The sequence below is a fragment of the Chryseobacterium tructae genome (assembly GCF_030409875.1).
Lineage (GTDB): Bacteria > Bacteroidota > Bacteroidia > Flavobacteriales > Weeksellaceae > Chryseobacterium > Chryseobacterium tructae.
The window spans coordinates 2,131,176-2,150,407 of the sequence record NZ_JAUFQR010000001.1 but is presented as its reverse complement, the minus strand read 5'-3'; the positions used below and the strand labels follow the sequence as shown (position 1 = coordinate 2,150,407).

General features: G+C 34.8%; 26 protein-coding genes. All 26 read right to left on the bottom strand.

Going from position 1 to position 19,232, the window contains the following annotated elements; all coding sequences use genetic code 11:
- Positions 1-589 precede the first annotated feature (589 nt).
- Positions 590-1,237 carry a J domain-containing protein gene (locus tag QWZ06_RS10675; protein ID WP_290297927.1) on the bottom strand — a complete coding sequence of 216 codons (648 nt, stop codon included), beginning with the start codon at positions 1,235-1,237 and terminating at the stop codon, positions 590-592.
- Between the two features lie 184 nt (positions 1,238-1,421).
- Positions 1,422-2,054 (bottom strand): transposase, encoded by a 633-nt coding sequence (locus tag QWZ06_RS10670; RefSeq protein WP_290297925.1) that lies wholly within the window; start codon positions 2,052-2,054, stop codon positions 1,422-1,424.
- 116 nt (positions 2,055-2,170) lie between these two features.
- Positions 2,171-2,464 carry an IS110 family transposase gene (locus QWZ06_RS10665; protein ID WP_290297923.1) on the bottom strand — a complete coding sequence of 98 codons (294 nt, stop codon included), beginning with the start codon at positions 2,462-2,464 and terminating at the stop codon, positions 2,171-2,173.
- A gap of 501 nt (positions 2,465-2,965) precedes the next feature.
- Entirely contained in the window at positions 2,966-3,619 is a 654-nt protein-coding gene (locus QWZ06_RS10660) for an alpha/beta hydrolase (protein WP_290297920.1), read from the bottom strand.
- Positions 3,620-3,790: 171 nt separating this feature from the next.
- Entirely contained in the window at positions 3,791-4,048 is a 258-nt protein-coding gene (locus QWZ06_RS10655; protein ID WP_068943721.1) for a hypothetical protein, read from the bottom strand.
- Positions 4,049-4,139: 91 nt separating this feature from the next.
- A complete protein-coding gene (locus QWZ06_RS10650; RefSeq protein WP_290297915.1) occupies positions 4,140-4,472 on the bottom strand; it encodes a hypothetical protein in 333 nt (110 codons plus the stop codon).
- A gap of 11 nt (positions 4,473-4,483) precedes the next feature.
- Positions 4,484-5,038 carry an RNA polymerase sigma factor gene (locus tag QWZ06_RS10645; protein WP_228407645.1) on the bottom strand — a complete coding sequence of 185 codons (555 nt, stop codon included), beginning with the start codon at positions 5,036-5,038 and terminating at the stop codon, positions 4,484-4,486.
- Positions 5,039-5,687: 649 nt separating this feature from the next.
- On the bottom strand, positions 5,688-7,694 hold the full coding sequence (locus QWZ06_RS10640) for a S9 family peptidase (protein WP_290297909.1): 2,007 nt from the start codon (positions 7,692-7,694) through the stop codon (positions 5,688-5,690).
- 167 nt (positions 7,695-7,861) lie between these two features.
- The gene (locus QWZ06_RS10635; RefSeq protein WP_290297907.1) at positions 7,862-8,320 is read right to left on the bottom strand and encodes a DoxX family protein; all 459 of its coding nucleotides are present in this window, start codon (positions 8,318-8,320) and stop codon (positions 7,862-7,864) included.
- Positions 8,321-8,406: 86 nt separating this feature from the next.
- The gene (locus QWZ06_RS10630; protein WP_290297905.1) at positions 8,407-8,865 is read right to left on the bottom strand and encodes an SRPBCC family protein; all 459 of its coding nucleotides are present in this window, start codon (positions 8,863-8,865) and stop codon (positions 8,407-8,409) included.
- 44 nt (positions 8,866-8,909) lie between these two features.
- Positions 8,910-9,338, bottom strand: coding sequence for an SRPBCC family protein (locus QWZ06_RS10625; protein WP_290297903.1), 429 nt, complete (start codon positions 9,336-9,338; stop codon positions 8,910-8,912).
- Positions 9,339-9,399: 61 nt separating this feature from the next.
- The gene (locus QWZ06_RS10620) at positions 9,400-10,233 is read right to left on the bottom strand and encodes an SDR family oxidoreductase (RefSeq protein WP_290297900.1); all 834 of its coding nucleotides are present in this window, start codon (positions 10,231-10,233) and stop codon (positions 9,400-9,402) included.
- Between the two features lie 47 nt (positions 10,234-10,280).
- Positions 10,281-11,147, bottom strand: coding sequence for a VOC family protein (locus QWZ06_RS10615; RefSeq protein WP_290297898.1), 867 nt, complete (start codon positions 11,145-11,147; stop codon positions 10,281-10,283).
- 279 nt (positions 11,148-11,426) lie between these two features.
- A complete protein-coding gene (locus tag QWZ06_RS10610; protein ID WP_290297896.1) occupies positions 11,427-11,666 on the bottom strand; it encodes a helix-hairpin-helix domain-containing protein in 240 nt (79 codons plus the stop codon).
- A gap of 36 nt (positions 11,667-11,702) precedes the next feature.
- A complete protein-coding gene (locus QWZ06_RS10605; protein WP_290297894.1) occupies positions 11,703-12,116 on the bottom strand; it encodes an SRPBCC family protein in 414 nt (137 codons plus the stop codon).
- Positions 12,117-12,193: 77 nt separating this feature from the next.
- Positions 12,194-12,625, bottom strand: a complete 432-nt coding sequence (locus QWZ06_RS10600; protein ID WP_160137632.1) for a VOC family protein — start codon at positions 12,623-12,625, stop codon at positions 12,194-12,196.
- 112 nt (positions 12,626-12,737) lie between these two features.
- Positions 12,738-13,514 carry an alpha/beta fold hydrolase gene (locus tag QWZ06_RS10595; RefSeq protein ID WP_290297891.1) on the bottom strand — a complete coding sequence of 259 codons (777 nt, stop codon included), beginning with the start codon at positions 13,512-13,514 and terminating at the stop codon, positions 12,738-12,740.
- A gap of 112 nt (positions 13,515-13,626) precedes the next feature.
- Positions 13,627-14,040, bottom strand: coding sequence for a DinB family protein (locus QWZ06_RS10590; RefSeq protein ID WP_290297889.1), 414 nt, complete (start codon positions 14,038-14,040; stop codon positions 13,627-13,629).
- Between the two features lie 345 nt (positions 14,041-14,385).
- Positions 14,386-14,838 (bottom strand): hypothetical protein, encoded by a 453-nt coding sequence (locus tag QWZ06_RS10585; RefSeq protein WP_290297887.1) that lies wholly within the window; start codon positions 14,836-14,838, stop codon positions 14,386-14,388.
- 31 nt (positions 14,839-14,869) lie between these two features.
- Positions 14,870-15,283, bottom strand: coding sequence for a VOC family protein (locus tag QWZ06_RS10580; protein WP_290297885.1), 414 nt, complete (start codon positions 15,281-15,283; stop codon positions 14,870-14,872).
- A 77-nt stretch (positions 15,284-15,360) separates the two neighbouring features.
- Positions 15,361-15,951, bottom strand: a complete 591-nt coding sequence (locus tag QWZ06_RS10575; protein WP_290297883.1) for a Crp/Fnr family transcriptional regulator — start codon at positions 15,949-15,951, stop codon at positions 15,361-15,363.
- A 293-nt stretch (positions 15,952-16,244) separates the two neighbouring features.
- Positions 16,245-16,691 (bottom strand): DUF763 domain-containing protein, encoded by a 447-nt coding sequence (locus QWZ06_RS10570; protein WP_290297881.1) that lies wholly within the window; start codon positions 16,689-16,691, stop codon positions 16,245-16,247.
- Positions 16,688-17,455 carry a DUF763 domain-containing protein gene (locus QWZ06_RS10565; protein ID WP_290297880.1) on the bottom strand — a complete coding sequence of 256 codons (768 nt, stop codon included), beginning with the start codon at positions 17,453-17,455 and terminating at the stop codon, positions 16,688-16,690. Before QWZ06_RS10565 ends, QWZ06_RS10570 begins: the two co-directional genes overlap by 4 nt.
- A gap of 125 nt (positions 17,456-17,580) precedes the next feature.
- Entirely contained in the window at positions 17,581-17,985 is a 405-nt protein-coding gene (locus QWZ06_RS10560; RefSeq protein WP_290297878.1) for a glyoxalase superfamily protein, read from the bottom strand.
- Positions 17,986-18,109: 124 nt separating this feature from the next.
- Positions 18,110-18,457, bottom strand: a complete 348-nt coding sequence (locus tag QWZ06_RS10555) for a VOC family protein (protein WP_290297876.1) — start codon at positions 18,455-18,457, stop codon at positions 18,110-18,112.
- A gap of 83 nt (positions 18,458-18,540) precedes the next feature.
- The gene (locus QWZ06_RS10550) at positions 18,541-19,230 is read right to left on the bottom strand and encodes an alpha/beta hydrolase (protein WP_290297874.1); all 690 of its coding nucleotides are present in this window, start codon (positions 19,228-19,230) and stop codon (positions 18,541-18,543) included.
- Positions 19,231-19,232 lie beyond the last annotated feature (2 nt).

Genomic DNA, 19,232 nt, shown 5'->3' with positions numbered 1-19,232 from the left:
GTAAAATTACAATTTTTTACACGATTGTACAACAGCATATCATCAATGATAATTCACTAAATAGTTTACTTATTGCAAAACAATTAGCTTTTGATAGCTAGTAAATAAGGTTTCATCTATTTTAAACAACTATTGTCTTTATTTTACAAATAGTAATCAATAATATCTATAATTCATTATCAATAAAACAATGAATTATTCATGAAAAATCAGATGAAAATTCCGGTAAAGATTAAAGTTCACTAACATTTGTTTTTATTTATAATAGGTAAAAAACAAATTCTTTAGTATGAAAAATGTGAAAAATTACCCCTTTCTATATACTCAAATATTAAAGCTTTTTACTCTATAAAGAAGAGCTCTGACTGCTATCCATCAGGTTTTAAGAAATTTATGATTTTTTATTAATTATATTTATTCTAAATTAATATATTTGCAACATGAATATGATTGTCCCGTTTAAAGTTCCGCCTTTGGCTCCTGTATACTCATTCAACAACGAAGAAATGTTTTGCGAAAAGAAATCTTGCTGCAAAAAATTCAAGAAAGGGAAAAGATGTAAAAAGTGTCCTGGAAGGAAGAAAATGGCTTAAAAGAATTCCTTTATCAGGAAATATAAAGCAACTGCCAGTATAATAACACCCCAAAACAGCATTATAATTTTAGGCTGACCGGATTTATTTATTTCCGTTCTGGGCTGTGGCTTATACATTTCGTCCACCGTATTTTTGAATTTCTCAGTGTCATTTTCAAAAACCTCAGTAATGGTAATTCCCTGAACGACGGTTTTGTGTAATAATGAATTGGTTGCATGAAGCAATAGCTGGAATTTCCCGTCTTTAAACTCCGTGATCTTAAAGATCCTCTCCCCATAAGGTTTTTCAAGCCCGAAAGGCAGAACCTTTACTACATCAGCATTACTCGTTTGCCAGCTTATAATAATCTCCTCCCCCTTTTTCGCATGAATTTTATTGGCTGTAAAAGTTTTAATGGCAGGTGGAATATTATATCTGAAACTTCGCTGATGACTTTCTAAATTCTGGTCATAACTACGTCTCCTGGCCGGATCACTCAACATTTCATAGGCTTCCTGAATTTCACGAAAACGATCGGCGAAGAAATCGTCATTCTCATTTTTATCAGGATGATATTTCAGAGATAGCTTTCGATACGCTTTTTTGATGTCTTCTTCTGAAGCATCCTGGGATATACCGAGAAAATAGTAGTAATCTTTCATTGAGCAATACAAAAATAAGGATTTATTTTTCTTTTTACTTTGTATTCATCGTAAATAATGAGCAGTTATTTCCTGCAAATACCAATATATTATACCATTTAGTTAAGCCCCCTTATCATTGCGAATGAAACGAAACAATCTCAATTCCAAAGTCTGATAGTAATGTTGGAAATCGCAAAGATTTCTATGTTAATAAGCAAGTATTATGAGTGTTTTTTATTGATAAAAATTCTTCTTTAGGAAAAAATGGCTGTTTTCGTTTGATTACGGCCATTATCCTATGTACTAATTTATTTCTTATAGCATTAAGAATGCTCATTTTATTTTTACCCTCTTCTACTTTTCTCAGAAAATAGGTCTTTAATTCCTTGTCTGTTCTTATACTTGCCATGGCAGATAAATGGAGCAGCTTTTTCAGTTTTTGATTCGCCATTTTCGATACACGTTCTTTTTTCACAATGGTTCCTGATTGATTTTTGAACGGAACAACTCCCGCATAACAAGCCAGATGTTTAGCGTTATCAAACGATTTGAAGTTATTGGTAATGATGATTAAATTAAGAGCACATTGAGTTCCGATTCCAGGAATTGAGGTCAAAAGTTCTTTGTTTTCCTTAATCTCATCTCGGATCTCCATGAGTTCTGAAAGCTCATTTTCTATTGCTTTTATTGACGTTGTCAGAGTTTTTAGCGTTTTTGAAAAGGCTTGGGTCAATAGCTTAAACACATACAAATCGTGGCTTTTAGCTTCCCTTAATTGATTTTCCAAAGCTGTTTTTTGCAACAGTAAAGTATCACGGGATTTTTGCCAGTACATTCATTTGTTGTATAACTTCATCTGGTTCCTGATAAAAACATTGCTTTATCATAATAACGCAGAGCATATTCTGCAATTCTTCTGGCATCTTTTTCTGTCGTCTTTTTCCTCTTAAATCACTTGCTGCTTTTTTTTGATTTTTCATTGGGTGTTCTACCCAAAGAAAAATACCCTAATTTTGAACAGAATTTTTCCAATGGCCGATTATAAATCCCAGTATTTTCGCAGCAAATCAAAAGATCTTCTTTTGTTATTTTTAGCATTCTTAAAATATCTTTCAAAAAAGAAGCAATTCCTTTCTCTGTGTTGGGAATAATCAACTCGCATTGGATCTTATACTCAGAATCCATTACTGCACAATCTAATTTTGATTTGGAAATATCAATTCCGATAATGTACTTTTGTTTCATAACTTTTTGGGTTATCATCCACATTGAAAGTCTTGTCTAAGTCCTTGATAATAGGTCTAAAGCCTAAATTTCTATTATGACCTTACTTTCAAAGAAGCAGGGTTCATAATCTTTGCATAGGTCTAGCATCCTCTGGCGCAAACTGATTCACCCTGTTTCTTGTGGATTAATTAATACTATAAAACTAATAATGAAATCATTAAAAAAATATAGTACAAACTAAAGGACGCTAAGAATATTGACAAGCTTTATATTTTTAAGGCGCAAAGGTTTTATCTCCGATAAAATTGAATACGGCATGTTTAATGGCCACTAATGCACAAATAAATTTATTTGCATAAAATCTATGTTCCTATGTGGTTTAAAATATTACCACATAGGAACATAGAAAATTTTTTTTTTAATTGATAGTTAAATTATTCGTGTATTCGTGGCAAAAAAAATTGTATTCTTATGCTTCCCAACAAGCCATACAAAGTTAATTATTTGTATTTTCTATAGCTATTTACGATTGATCCATTCCTTTGTTGGAAGAATCCAGGCATCAAGGGCTTTAAATAAAAACCCATGGTTTAGGCCTGTATTAAGTTCAATCTCTTTAAAATCTTTGATATTCGATCTGATAAATCGCTGTTCCTGAGATAGAAGAACATGACCTTCATCTGATTTTTCTGTAATGGAAAGTATTCTACCATACAATCTGAAATTCGGATCTTTTTCTAGAGAATCATCTTTAAAACTAGCTCCAATGAAAACAAATTTCAGTTCAGGATTTTTTTCATACCAGGAAATATATTGTGCAATATAACCCCCTTGAGAGGTTCCGACAACTGTAATATTTTCAGCTTTAACTCCTTTTTTTATCAGGCGATCAATTTGTTTTTTTATTTTCAAAGCATATACTGCCGGATCAGTATTCGGTTTTCTCTTTTCAAAAAGAATAACATTACTACTATCTTTTAGCTGATGAAGTACTTTTTCATACTCCACAATACCATATTTAGGGTGAGCCTCATCAGCTGGATGATCTTCCAGAAATTTATTATGCAGAAAGAAAACATATTCCTTCTGTTTCAATTCAGATTTCTGGCCACACACAGCTATAGAAAAAAGAGCAAATATTGTGATGAAAATATTTTTCAGTATTGTGATCATATAAATAGACAATAAAAGGAAGACAAATTTAGTATTTAATCAATAAATTCACTGCCAAAACATTCTTAAATTCCGATTAATGATTAGATTGGTTTAAAATAAAAAATTCGGGCTCGGGAAGCAAAGCTTCCCGAGCCCGAATTAAACAATTTCAATTTAGTTATTTACTGCTTATGCTTCGCAGGTATTATCCTTTTTGCAACATCTTGAACTGAATTCTTTTTTGAATTTTCCTTTCAGTTCCTGATAGTCTTCATCATTCATTTCTCTGATCTTATCGGCTAATCCGAAAGGAGATTTTTCTTTGATTCCATATTCATCAAAAATACCTCTGATAAATCTTTTTCTTTGGGCTGCTTTTTTAGCGATTAAGGCTACACCTACAACGGCTAGTGCTCCAAGAGCACCTTTTAATGCTGAATTTTTCATTTTTTCAAAATTTTAAATTTTACTACTTCTTGTTTTTTATAAAGACGAATGAATTTTAATTTTACTTTACTACTTCTTTAAAATTTTCAAATTATTCGTTATTTCTGTTGAAGAATCCTCCGGAGCATCTATTTCTCCAGGCTTCTTTAAATTTCTCTTTTTCTTCGGGCGATAATCCTTCCATTTTCTCTCTCATCTTTCTCTCCTTAAAATCTCTCATTCCTTTTCCGAAATGGAAACCTCCGAAAAGAATCTTACTTAAGATCAGGATTCCCATTGCCTGCCAGAAACTAATAGATTTTACTCCTAAAATTTCAGGAAGAAGACAATTCCAAAGCGACATTACGATCCAGGTAACGGCTAAGAGAATTAATGGCGGGCAAAACAATAAAAAAATCCAGCCCTTTTTGTGTTTATAATTCATAATTTCTTTTTCTAACTTTTTAAATCTTCGTATAACCTTCTCAATCTGTTTCTCAAATGCTTCACAGCATAATTTTTTCTACTGATGATGGTCTTAATATTTTCCCCTTGTTCATCGGCGATCTCTTGGAGGGTTTTGTCGTTGAGTTCATTTTCTACGTAGACCAGCCTTTGTTTTTCGGGAAGTTCATCAAGCGCTTCAAACAGTTTTTTCCAGATCTCATCCTGAAACATCTTTACTTCAGGCCCAGCACTTTCATCCATCAATAAAATATCTTTGATGGAAAAGCTTCCGTCTTCATCTTCATAGACGAAATCTTCCAGATTTTCTGTTTTCTTTTTACGGTAACGATCCGTAATTTTATTCGCCGTTACCCTGTACAGCCAGCCCCCAACATTCACGATCTCGGAAAGATTGGTAAGACTACTGAACTGATACCACACTTCCTGCAGAATATCTTCCGCATCTTCCGTGTTTTTCACTTTGGGACGAATATAGGACATCAGCTTTCCTCCGTAATTTGAAACGGTTTGTGATATGATGCTTTCTTTATCCTTCTGTGGCATTGTTATTTTTTCGACAACCTCCATACTGCTATGACGGCTATCCTTTTGGTTTTACTTTAATAAATTTAAAATATTTTTCTTACAATTCAAATTTTCCTGCATTCATCGCGTTTTTATTTCATCTATTTGTGTATCATCGGCAAAATCTATGAGAAATCATTCTTGAGATTCTCCATTCAGCTTTGCTTTATTCAGAATGACAAAGAAACTGTTGATTTTTTCTTTATCTCGCTGATTGAGCAGATCTGGCAGATGATTGAGGCTAAAAAACTGTAAAGTCTACGAGAGACCGTTTAGATTCCACGCTCCACTTCTGAACCTTGTTCGCAGACCTTATGCCTGTGCTCTGAATGACAAGAGTAGTTGAAAATTCATGCAAAGCGTGGAAGAACAAAACTCATCATAAATACAATTATTTATATATAAATTATAGGATTAAAGATCTGTGAGAAAAATATATCCGTCATTCAATTTTATCGCAGATAAAATCCTCGCGCCTTAAAACACAATGCTTATCTAGTCTCTTGCGCCCTTGCGTTTTCCAACCTCAGTATTCAATTTCTACAAAGAGAGATTGCTACGCTCGCAATGAAAAAAAAGAAACGGAAGACATCACATCCTCCGTTTCTAAAATTATAAAATTACCGATTTATCTTTTATTGAAATTCTCAGCAAAGAATCCCAGCATCGACTTATACAATTCAATTCTGTTGGGTTCTTTCCCGAATCCATGTCCTTCATCATATTTTACCATATAAGGCACTTCAAAACCTTTGGCACGCATAGCTTTTACAATCTGATCAGATTCATTGATATTTACTCTAGGATCATTGGCTCCTTGTACGACAAATAATGGTTTCTTGATCTTATCAATCTGAAATACCGGTGATACTTCTTTAGCAATTTTAGCTTCTTCAGGATTATCAAGGTCATACCAGATTTGCTTTACCATTTCTTTATATGGTTTCCAGTATTCCGGGAACGAATCGAAGAAGGTAAAAATATTGGATACTCCTACATAATCTACTCCACAAGAATACAGATCCGGAGTTTTGATCAAGCCCATTAAAGTGGCATATCCACCATGACTTCCGCCATAGATCGCTATTTTATCCTTATCTATCCAACCCTGGCTAATAGCATATTTCACTCCATCTTCTACATCATCCATTGCCTTTCTTCCAATCTGTTTATATCCTGCTTTTTGGAATTCTTTTCCGTATCCCCCCGAAATTCTAAAGTTCACCTGAAGTGTTGCATATCCTCTGCTTGCAAATAACTGAGTCTCCGGATTGAAACCCCAATGATCTCTAATTCCTTGTGGGCCACCATGCGGATTAACCACCAACGGCACTTTTTTACCTTCCAATGCCGCTTTTGGCAAAGTAATATATCCACGAATTGTTAAGCCATCTCTGCTTTTGAACTCAATAGGTCTCATTTCTGCCATATCCTCCTCTTTGAGCTGAGGCATAAGATTGTAAAGAAGTTTTAATTCTTTTGCTTTAGTATCATATTCGTAATAGGTCCCATATAATTTATCACTGGCTACCATTACCAATAGCTTTTCATCATTATCATCTGCTGAAACAATAGCAAATTCTTTTCCTTTAAACTGAGCTTTTAATTTATCATCAATCTCTTTGTAAAATTTACTTACAGGAACGGTTTCTCCTTTCAAGCCTTCATAGCTGATATAATCCAGTTCATAATTCCTGTTTTTACCTGCCACACTTATTGAGCTTACATCATATACCGGGTTAGCATATACTTCTTTGATCACAGCGTTTTTCTTCAGGTCATACAAAACAATTCTTGCTTTATCACCATCTAAATTGGTCACCACATAGGCTTCATCCTTATTTTTAGAGTTATCGTTGAATCTGATAATACTAAAGGTATCTGACCAGTCAGCAGATTTCAGAAGATTGAATTTCCCAGTCTGCAAATCTTTGTAATATGTTTTAGTGGTCAGCCCGTTTTCAAGAACACTATATCCTCTTAAATTACCGTCTTTATCAAAAATATAATCATCAATAGGACTGTTTACATCCTTATTTTCGTACAACTGAGTCATTTCTCCCGTTACAAAATTGATTTTATACGGTTCAAAGATCTGTTTATTGTTTTTGTTCATTGTGACAACAACGAAGTCTGTATCTTTTATGGGAATAATCGAGCCTAATGTAATTCCGTCAAATGGTGTAAGGTCTTTAAGATTGGTTCCGTCTACATCTGCAGCATACAAGTGAATATTTTCATTTCCGCCTTTATCCTGAGTATAGAATAAGCGGCTTTTATTCAGCCAGCCATACGCTTTGATCAGATCGTCTTTTTCAACAATCGCTTTGGTAATTTTTCCTGTATTCAGTTCTTTAACATATACATGGTTTTTACTGTCCTTGTCTTTTTCCTTATAAGAAAGGTATTTTCCATCAGGAGAAATTTTAAATGCTGAAGCTTTTGGCCTTGCAAAATAATCTTCTACTTTATATTTGAAGGTTCCTTTATCATAGGAAACAAGTTTCTCAAGAGCAGCTTTGGAAGATGGCAAAGTAGGATCTCCCGGCAATTTGGAGGCAGAATTTTGTGCGTTAATCATAATAGTGGATAGTACGATGTAAGCTGTACCGAAAATTTTGGAATTTAGATTCATAATTTACGTTTTTAAAGTTTAAAAACAGAGTCCCTGAGATTTTAATTAAGAAAAAAAAACAGATTCTTTACAGATAAGACAATTCAAAATCCAAAACGTTACAATATTTAACATTTATTATACACTTATATACTAAAAAAAACAGCCCTAAAAGACTGTTTTTTGTGTTACTGTAAATAAATTCCGAAATACCAGGTCCATGCTATTAAAATAACCTGCATAGGAATTCTTTGGGTATAAAGATAATGCATTCCCGGCCCGGTAAAATCTGCTTTAAAAATATTAATCTGCTTTTGGGATGAGTTAATATTGGCTATAAATACCAGTATGTAAAAAATAATCAATAAAACAGCTGTCATTTCACGAATGGCAGGAACCATCAATCCTATTCCTGCAGCAATTTCCAAGAAACCTGTACAATATACCCAAAACATTTTAGCAGGAATAAAATCAGGAATCATCATGGCCATCCCTTTTTGAAATTTAAAATGGGAAAATCCTGTAAATATGATAAAAACTGCCATACCGAGATTTCCTGAAAATAAAAAATCAGGTTTTCCCTGAAACACTAAGGTTCCTAGTAAAGCCAATATAAATGTACCAAAGAGAATGACTAATAGTTTCATATTTTTGCAAATAGATAAAAATAACTAATAAATAAGAAAAGTTACGATAAAATTATATCTCCAATAAATTTACCCTTTAGACTCTCCTACACTGAACTAAGATTAACACCCTCTGCCAGGCTTTTTACTACGATTAATCCTTTTGTAAATCCGGTATCCATATGATCCCGCCATTCACTCTCTACCTGAACCTCGGTATGAAGCTTGGTCTTTCCACCAAGATCTGTCAGAAAGTATTTTTCAAAACATCCACTCCACTCCATGACTTCTTTACTTTGGGTATCTTCTACTCCATTTTCAGTCATTCCCAGGTGTTTAAAAACGATTTGACGGGGTTCATCCAGGCTGTCTATAGTAGAAACCATTCCATCTCCTTTTTCATTAAGAAAATATGTTTTTCCACCAATCTGCCAGTCGGATTTTATGACAGAAGATCCAGCCCCGAAGTATTTTGTCCACTGGCTATAGGTTTCAGGACTCCAAAGAATATCCCATACTTTCTGTAGAGGAGCATCTATTATTGTTTCGTACGATAAGGTTTCCATATTCTTAAATTTTGTGGTTGGTTGTTTCTCAATTAAACACTTCTTTACAACTGATTTTCTGAAAGGTGTTTAATAATATTCAGCGCTTTAGGAAATTTTTCTTCAAAAAATGTTTTAAACTCAGCTGTAGTTTTAATCATTATTTTTAATACCGTTCCTTCATCATATTCTTCCAGAAAATAAGATTCTGTTGCATCACCCCAGTCCTTAGCAACCTCAATCCCTTCATATATTTCTCCTAAATGAAGAAATTGTATTTCCTCATTGGGAATCACTTTTTCAACCCGGCTGTACATCCCATTGTGTTTAGGATCTAAGAACTTTACAATGTTATTTTCTTCCAGTGTTCCTTCATAAAAAGAGCCTTCTGTAAAAGCTGTTGTCCATTGTCTGTAAGTAATATCGCCCCAAAGGACACTCCAAACTTTTTCAGGTTCTGCATTGATTTCTATTTCGTATGATAATTGTTCCATATTTTTTTTAAATATTAAATGGTGTGTTCGAATTTAAGGACTTGTGATGATAAAGCAACACCTATCCGCCAACAAAGTCTCCGCCATTGATATGAATTACTTCGCCTGTGATATAGCTAGCATCTTTAGAAGCCAGAAAAACATATGCCGGTGCTACTTCCGATGGTTGGCCAGCCCGTTTCAACGGAGTGTCTTTTCCAAATGTAGACAGATCATCAAACGCTTCTTTCACGAGTGGTGTCCAGATAGGTCCAGGAGCAATGCCATTAACCAAAATTTCTTTTTCCGCGAGATTATCAGCCAAAGAACGAATGAAAGATAATACAGCTCCCTTTGTTGCAGCATAATCAATCAGATGATCACTTCCCCGATAAGCAGTAACAGAAGTAGTACATATAATACGACCTCCCCTTCCTAACAAGGGAAGAAAATTCCGGGTAAAGGAGATCATGGAAATAATATTGGTATCAAATGTCTTCTGAATCTGTTCATCAGAAATTTTTTCCAGATTATTTTTTGAAGTGTGAATTCCCGCATTATTGACAAGCACATCAATACTTTTCCATTCTTGCTTAACCTTGTCAATACACTTAGTTCTGAATGCTTTTCTGGTAAGATCTCCTTTAATTAAAAGGCATTTGCGTCCTTCTTTCTCTACCAACCTTCTTGTTTCTTTGGCATCATTGTCACTTTCTTTATAAATAATAGCAACGTCTGCTCCTTCTCTTGCAAAATGAACGGCCACAGCCTGTCCTATTCCACTGTCGCCTCCCGAAATAACGGCTTTTTTGTTCAATAATTTTCGGCTTCCTAAATAATCATTTCTGATAATTTCCGGAAATACCCCTTCTTTAGGGACTTTAGACTTAGATTTTGATTTGTTCTGTGTTTTCATAAGCAAATCCTTTTCTAAGTAATATCAAACAATACGCCGAAATATCTTTAAGAGTTATAAGCGTCTTCTAAATCCTGGATAATAATTTTCTGCATTTTCATCATAGCCTGCACCACTTTATAAGCTTTTTCCTGATTAGGATCGTTCATCAGCTGAATCAGCTTTTTAGGTACAATTTGCCAGCTTAGGCCATATTTATCTTTGAGCCAGCCACACATACTTTCTTTACCACCGTTTGCCGTAAGTGCATTCCAATAAGTGTCTGTTTGTTGTTGGTCATCAGTCATTATCACCATTGAAATTCCTTCATTAAAGTCAAACTGATGATCATAAGAGTTATCCATACAAAACAAAGAGTAACCATCAATCACAAAATTGGCATGCTGAACATGGTCTGCGGGCTCTGTTATAGGATGTCCCTCACTTCCTTCTCCATATTTCAGGATGTTTCCAATCTTTGAATTAGGGAAAGTTTGAGTATAAAGCTCCATTGCTTCTTTCGCTTTACCATTATTTTCATGAATAAACATCAAAGTAGGTACTATTTTCTGTTCTTGGGCTTTCTCCCCAAGAAACAACTGCCACGTTACTCCAAATTTATCCTGAACCCAGCCATATTTTTTACTCCATGAATAAGAACCCAGTTCCATGAGAGCCATACCTCCATCCACTAACTGATCCCAATACTTTTGAACCTCATCTTCCGTATCACAGATTACCATAAATGAAATAGAAGGATTCTTCTTAAACTGCGCGCCACCATTGAGCAACATAAACCTTTGTCCGAACAAATCAATGTTCATTACCATTGGGGTATCCACAGCAACTTCACCACCAAAAACTTTGCAGTAAAATTCGGCAGATTGTTTGGCATCTCCATCATACCAGAGACATGGAAAAATATCTTTATTCATAAGTTTACATTTTAAAGTTGATTGTTTATTTTTTATCTCGCAGATTGAGCAGATCTAGCAGATAATCAGGGTATCAAATTTGTAAGATCTGCGAGAGATTTTTCTATATATAGGTTTTTATTACAGCTTACTTTATTTTGAATAATAAAATTCTTGTTTGTCAATTTATTTCAAAAAAACATATCATATAAAACAAAAGAAATCTGGTGTCTTTGCGCTTAAAGAAATACGATCACTTCATTCGCAATGACACGGTAAAAATTTCGTGTTTAATACCTCTTATGCTTCTTTAAAACACATTTGATGCTCCTTCATATGATCTTTCAGCTTCATTATTGCATTTTTTCCGAAACCATGCAGCTGCAGGATCTCCTTTTCAGAATAGTCTGACAGCTTTTCCAAAGAGTCTATCTTTTCCTTTTTCAAGGCTCTCCTTGCGGGTACTGCAATTATTCCCAAAAGGAAATCATCTTCAGGATCATAACCGACAGTATAAAAGGAATTTAAACTCTTTGACATGATAACTAAATTGATCATGGCTACAAAAAAATATTGTTAGTGATTTTCAACATACTTATGGAAATTATTGAGGATAGCATACCAGCCATCTCTTTGCATCTCCACAGAATTTTGTTTCTCCGGGTCGAAAACTTCAATGACTTTTGTGGTATTCTCATCTATCTTATCAAAGATTACCGCCACGTTACGTCCGTCTTCCATATGGTACTTTATAAGCTCATGTGGGATTACTTCATCGTATATTCCTTCAAAATCAAATGCAAAACTTTTATCTTTTGCCTCCATTTTGTTTTTAAACTTCCCACCTACTTTCAGATCGTTTTCAGAACTAGGACAATGCCAGCTTTCATGGGCAAAATTCCATTTTGTGATATGCTTAGGTTCATTGAAATAATTCCATACCTTTTCTACTGGAGCTAAAATTGTAATGTCTATTTTAATTGGATCCATAGTTCTATTTTTTAATGATTAAACAAAAGAGCTGCCCGAAAACGGGCATCTCCTTTTATAATTAGTTAAATATAAGATTATTTCCCGTATTGTTCATTATAATTTACCATCCAATGAACACCATATTTATCCTGAAAGCTTCCAAAATAATCACCCCAAAACTGGTCTTCTATTGGCATTTCTACATTTCCACCTTCAGAAAGTCCTTTGAAAAGCCTGTCTGCTTCGTCTCTTGAATCCGGAAAAATAGAAACATAATTATTATTTCCTACATTTAGTTTTTGTCCGAAGCTAGGAACAATATCGGAAGCCATTAAAAGGTCGCCTCCAATAGGCAATGCAATATGCATCACTCTGTTTTTTTCTTCTTCAGAAAGGTTTTCGGTGCCGGGAGCATTTCCCATTTTATGAACTTCACCCACGAATTCTCCTCCAAAAACAGATTTGTAAAAATTGAAAGCTTCTTCAGCTTTTCCATCGAAATTTAAGTACGGATTTAATTTTGCCATGATTTTTAATTTTAATTGTTGTTTTTTATTTTATTTAAACACAAATGACACGAATAATTTCACAAACAGCACCAATATCCTGATGTGAAAAAATTGAATGCAATCTGTAACTTTATGTATTTAAAAATGTTTCTACTTCTTTTATTGTGAAGTTGATTAGATTTTCATTGAGACTGCCGTCAAAATCAGCCATCATATACGTTCCATGGGTCGCAGGAAGGATCATTAATTTTGAGTCTTCTACCAAGCGCCACATTGTTACGGTATGCTCGGGTTTCATCACATCTTTATCTCCACTGATAAATAATGTAGGGGATTGTATAGATTTCAGTACTGCATCATCCCAGTCTACAAAGGTTTGCATCCTTTTGCTGTCTTTATCAAAGAGGTTTTCCAGCTTAGAAAAATCCGGATTGAGATTTAAAAAATTGATTTTTAAAGGTTCCGGCATTGATTCTAAAGTAGCTTCCTGCATCATTTCAAAAAAGCCATCCATCATTCCGTTTCTCTTGTAAAATGCTGAAGCCACCACCAGTTTTTCTACAATTCCGGGGTGACGGTGTCCGATCTGCATTACCGTACTTCCGCCATTACTGAATCCCCAAAATGAAGCTTTATGAATATTAAGAGCAGACAAAAGAGTTGCAACATCATCAGCATCCTGTTCAAATGTTTCAGGAATATCACGATGTTCACTTCTTCCATGGTTCTGAAGGTCTATTCCAATCAGTTGAAATTTGTTTTCAAGCCTTGCAATAACCTCTTTAAAATCAAACAAAATAGAAGAGCCACCCCCATGAATCAGCACCAATGGTTTTCCGGAGCCGTAAATTTCATAATACAGCTGAATTCCGTTAACAAGCTTATATCCTTTTTCTAATGGGTTCATGATTAATAGGTAAGGTTTTCATCCACGTCATATTTCATTCCCGGATAGTCTAAAATCCTACGCATTAGCCCTATTTGTCCACAGAGGTAATCTTCACGACCGATGCACATTCCTACAAAATTGAGTTTGGTTTCTTTAATAAAGGAATATTCATCCCGATTTCAAAGATCTCATCCAATTCTTCATCTGTTACTTCCAATAACTTCTGATATGTTTTTGAAGAAATATCATGGAAGTTCTTCTTCAAATCTGCGAGACTTGGATATTGTATACTTTCATCCAATGCTTTTCCTTGGAAGAAAAGATCATTATTAGGATCCTGTTCTTGTAATCCCAATACCCAGGCCAGGCCATAACGCATATTCACAAAATTTCCTGCCATCCAAACTATATGGTTGGTTTTGTTTTCAATTCTTTTCAAAGCATCTTCTTCCGAAATGCCATCCAAAACATTGATAAAGCTTTGGGTATGCATTCTATAAGCCGGAGTAACGAGCTCTACTTTTTTTGATTTTGGTGTGTCCATTATTTTGTTTTTTTGTATTAATTAATGGTTAGAAAAACGCAAAGGCGCGAATAATTTGTAAACTCTATATTTTTTAAGGCGCAAAAATCTTATCTTCGATAAAATTGAGTAATGCAGATCTTTCTCCCGCATATTTTACAGATTTCATACGTTTTTAAGCCTCAATCATCTGCGAGATCAGCCCAATCTGCGAGATGAAATAAAAAGTCAACAGTTTTTTTATTATTCAGAGTACAGATTGAAGATCTGCTAACAAAGTTCAAAAGGGCACTGTGGAATCTATTTTCCTCTCGTGGATCTCATAGATTACACAGATTTCCAAGGTTAATCAGTCTCTTTGTACTATTATTTTATCCCTCCAGGCTTTCCCAGAAGCCTGCGGATGTATCCAAGCTGCCCACTATGATAATTTTCGTGGAAACAGAGAGTTGCAATATCACTGATCTGTTCAACAGGAAAGTGTTCAAGCCCAATCAGCTTTCCTTCCAATTTTTCCTGAGACTGTTTTAAGTAAGATTTCAATTCTTCAAAATTGATAAATTCATCTTTTCGCTCTAAGGCAATAGCTCCTCTGTTATATCCTGAAAATGTTTCACCATCCCAAATTGATTCTTCACCCAGAATATTCAGTAAACCATTTCTGATATAGATCAGATGTCCTAAAACCCAATTCATACAATTAGCTTCTCCGTTAGGAAAAATCATTGATTCTTCATGGGTAATTCCTTCCGTATTAATCAGGATTACTTTATAGGTAATATTGATCTGATTTTTTACTAATTCTATTTCGTTTGACATTGTTTCTATGTTTATTTGGAAATAAAATTTATTAGATATTATCCGGAAACTGTGAAGAATCGGCATACATTACTTCCCACTGATGGCCATCAATATCTGCAAAAGCACTTTGATACATCCATCCGTGATCCATAGGCTCACTGTATTTGGAACCCCCATTTTCAATGGCTGTATTTACCATTCCGTCTACTTCTTCTCTATGTTCTACTCCAATAGCAAGAAGCACTTGTGTGGTATCACCTTTGGCAAAAGGTCTGTTCGTAAAGGTTTGAAAAAACTCTTCTTTCAGAAACATCGTATAGATATGATCTTCTTTCATCACCACACATACCGCTTTATCATCTGAAAACTGTTCGTTAATAGAAAAGCCAAGCGTTGTCCAGAATGCTCTGGTTTTCTGTACATCTTTTACGGGTAGATTGATATAGACTTGATTGATTTTCATTTTTAATAATTTTGGTGTTAAACTTTTAATCAAAATTACCAAGGTGTAATGAAAATCTACTTGCCATAAGGCAAGATTTAAATTTTCTTGGGATGAGAGACCAATTCTTTACGGATTCTGCTCAGGGAAGTATCTGTCACTCCAAGATAAGAAGCAATCTGTTTCAAAGGGGCAAACTGTATGACCTTAGATTTCTGCTCCAACAGGTTCAAATATCTTCTTGTCGCTGAAAGGGTAAACATTTCCACCGACCTTTGTTTGTAATCAAAAAGTTCCTTAGACATCCATGCTCTTCCCCATTCCCTAAGATTAGGAATTTTGTGAAAAAGCTCCTGAAAAGTATCGTAATCCAACTTCCAGCATTCACAATCTGTGATACAGACAATATTTTCCTGCGTTGGGATTCTTTGAAACATAGACAAGACCTCAATAATGACCTCATTTTCCACGAAAAAATGAGTGGTAACTTCATTTCCATTAAAATCATTAACAAATGAACGAGCCAACCCGCTATCCAGAATATAGTATTCACTTGCCATCTTTCCTTCTTCAAGAATAAAATCTCCTTTTTGAAAGGATGTTTTTTCATGAGCCTTAAATATTTCATCAAGTTCTTCCTGAAGAAAAAACGGAAAATCGTAACACACTTCTAGGGATTTATAGGTCATCAGGTCATTTTTTTAAGACTTTAAAAATAAAATTTTAAATTGAAATAATCGTAATTTTAATTAAACAAAATGATTTATTTATGATTCAATACCACATATTTCACTGAATTTAAGATAAGTTAGCAATATCACATATTTAAACAAGAGTTTAAATATTGGAAGAGACCACCCCGTCAAATCTTCAATTTGACACCCTTCCAGTGGAGGGGAATGGTATACCAATATTTGTCGTTATGGTGAAAGAATTTTAGATATTGAATGCAAATTAATAGGTAGACCTCTAAATTTTCGTATTAAAATAAAGAGAGTTGAATAGGTTTAGGAGGAGCAGGTTTCTGAGCATCACCCATGACTGTTTTTCCTCCAAAACGCCATGAATTCTGACGTTCTTCTTCAATAACTTCCTGAATATCAAAATCGGGAGTAAAATCTTTTTCTGCAGCAGCTACAATTTGATGGAGTTTATTTAAAGTATTCAGCTTATCTGAATTTCCAAGTTTTGATTTTTCTATCCCTTTTCTAAGAATATTAATGCTTTCATCATATACATTAATCGGAACCGGAAATGGGTGGCCGTCTTTTCCTCCATGAGCAAAAGAAAATCTCGCGGGATCAGAAAATCTTGACGGTGCTCCGTGAATCACCTCACTTACCAAAGCTAAAGACTGCATAGTTCTTGGCCCCACCCCTTCCAACATCAGTAAATCTTCAAAATTCTGCGGCTGCTGCTCTCGAGTCATATACAAAGAGCTCCCAATCGTTTAAGATCTACATCAGAAGCCTGAACATCATGATGAGCGGGAAGAATTAATCTTGAAAAGTCCTTCATAACGTCGATAGAATCTGTGTGGGAAATATCCAGAATCCCTTTTCTGTTTTCAGCAGCTTCGGAATCGGTAAGGTTTAAAATACGTCCTCTTGAAACCCCATTAATTCCGGTATGAGGTTCTTCTACAAAGGAAGTTATATTTCCGGAGTGCCAATGATAACGCCTTGCAGTTCCGTCAGAGTGATGCATTCCCTGTTGAATAACGCTCCAGTTTCCATTGTCTGACAGGATAAAATTATGCAGATATAATTGATATCCATCCTGAATAGCCGTATTATCTACTTTGGCAGACAGCTTACTGGCTCTCACCAATTCAGCTCCATTCAAACCTGTTTTTTCAGCAATTTGAATAAGCTCTGATGGTGTTTCTCTGGAAAATTTCCCTTTTCCCCCACAAATATACAGTCCCAAAGACTGAGAATTAGGATTAATAGAACGCTTCAAAGCTCCCATTACAGAAGTGGTTATTCCCGAAGAATGCCAGTCCATTCCCATAACGGCACCAAAACTTTGAAACCAAAACGGATCTGCCAGCCGACGAAGTACTTCATCTTTTCCATAGTCTGTAAGGATTGCCTCAACAATGGAAAGCCCAAGAATAGACATACGCTCATACAACCATGGTGGCACTTTGCCATAGTGAAGAGGTAAATCTGCTGTTCCTGAACGTTTCATTATCTATTTTGAAGGAACAAAGTTAGTCTTAATATTCCAAATTGATAATGATTTCAATCAACTTAATCAGCTGAGGAATTATACTCTTTTGCATCAGAAGCAGTAGATTGAAGAAGATTGTCTTTTTATTCTATTGAGTGGAATTTTAAAGCTTCATGCTTGTACTGATCATATTTTTCATTGAAAATAATTTTATTTCCAAAAGGATCATGTACGGTGAATGCGACAGCATCATAGAACGTCTTTTCAAGTCCTGGACGATTGTATTTATACTTTTTATCAATAAGTTCCTGATGATATTCTGCAACGCCTTCCCCCCAGATGAAAATACTGCTTCCCGGACTTGCATCTCCATGATGCTCGCTCAGATGAAGAACAATATTATCTTTTTTAACCTCTATATAAACAGGCATATTATCTTCAAAACGGTGTTCCCAGGCTATTTCAAAGCCAAGCCAATCAATATAAAACTCAAGGGTTTTCTGATAATCAAAGATTCTTAGGATAGGTATGATTTGTTCTGCTTTCATAATTTGGAAATATAGAGATTTAAGAAATTAAGACAATTAAATTTTAGGTTTTGGCTAAAGCCAGATGATCGTTTATTTTTTATGAAAGCGGGCTAAAGCCCACTCCTATTGAAGGGTCTATTTTTTATTGATGGGAAAGAACATTAATTACTTTTCCAAATGGATCTTTTACAAAAAAGCGACGCACCCCCCAATCTTCATTGGTAATATCATAAACAATCTTAAAGCCTGCTTTTCCCATCTTATCATAAATTTCATCTACATTATCAACCTCTATAGACAAATCGGGAACTTCAGTCTCATTACCTCCTTGTTCCGCAAAACTGATCTGTACTTTTGCTTCTTCCTCCGTACCTAAAGTTTTGATCCAACCATGATCCATCAAAACATCAAGTTCTAAAATATCCTGATAAAAGATATTTCCTTTTGTAAGATCACCTGTTTTTATATTGGCTACGATTCTTTTTACCATTTTGATTTTTATTAATAAAAAAGCCCTGTGAAAATACTTAAAATTTTCCAGAGCTTTATCAATCTTTATTTTTAATTTATCTTTTAAAGTGAAGAGGCTGCTTCTAAGATCAGTTGTGTAACTTCATCAGGATGTGAGGCTAACGAAGCATGTCCTGCATCTAATGTTATTATTTTTTTAGGTTGAAGACGTTCCGCCATTTCTTTTTCCGTTTCAGCAGGAATCATATGGTCGTTTGATGAAATCTGATACCAGCTTGGTTTTGTTTTCCATGCCGGATCACCTGCAACATCTCCAAAGCACTGTCCATGAATAGGTTTTTGAGACAATGCCATTACCAGAGCTTTTTCGTCATCCAGATCCTGACAGAATGCCGATTTAAATTCATCATATTTAATCCACAAAAAACCTTTATTATCGGGGTAAATACTTGCTCCACCCGGAGATTCTCTTCTTCCTAATAATGAGCCTAAACTATCACCGGCATCCGGTGCAAAGGCTGCAATATACACTAGCCCAACAACCTTGTCATGATTTCCAGCTCCTGAAATAACGGCTCCGCCATAAGAATGTCCTACCAAAAGGACTTTCCCTTCCTGAGCATCAATAAGATCTTTTGTTTTATCAATATCGTTCTGCAGGGAAGTAAGAGGATTCTGAACACTTCTTACTTTATAGCCTGCTTTTACCAGAGACGGAATAATGTATTGCCAATGAGATCCGTCTCCCCAAGCTCCGTGTACCAAAATAATGGTTAAATCTTTTTGTTCCATGA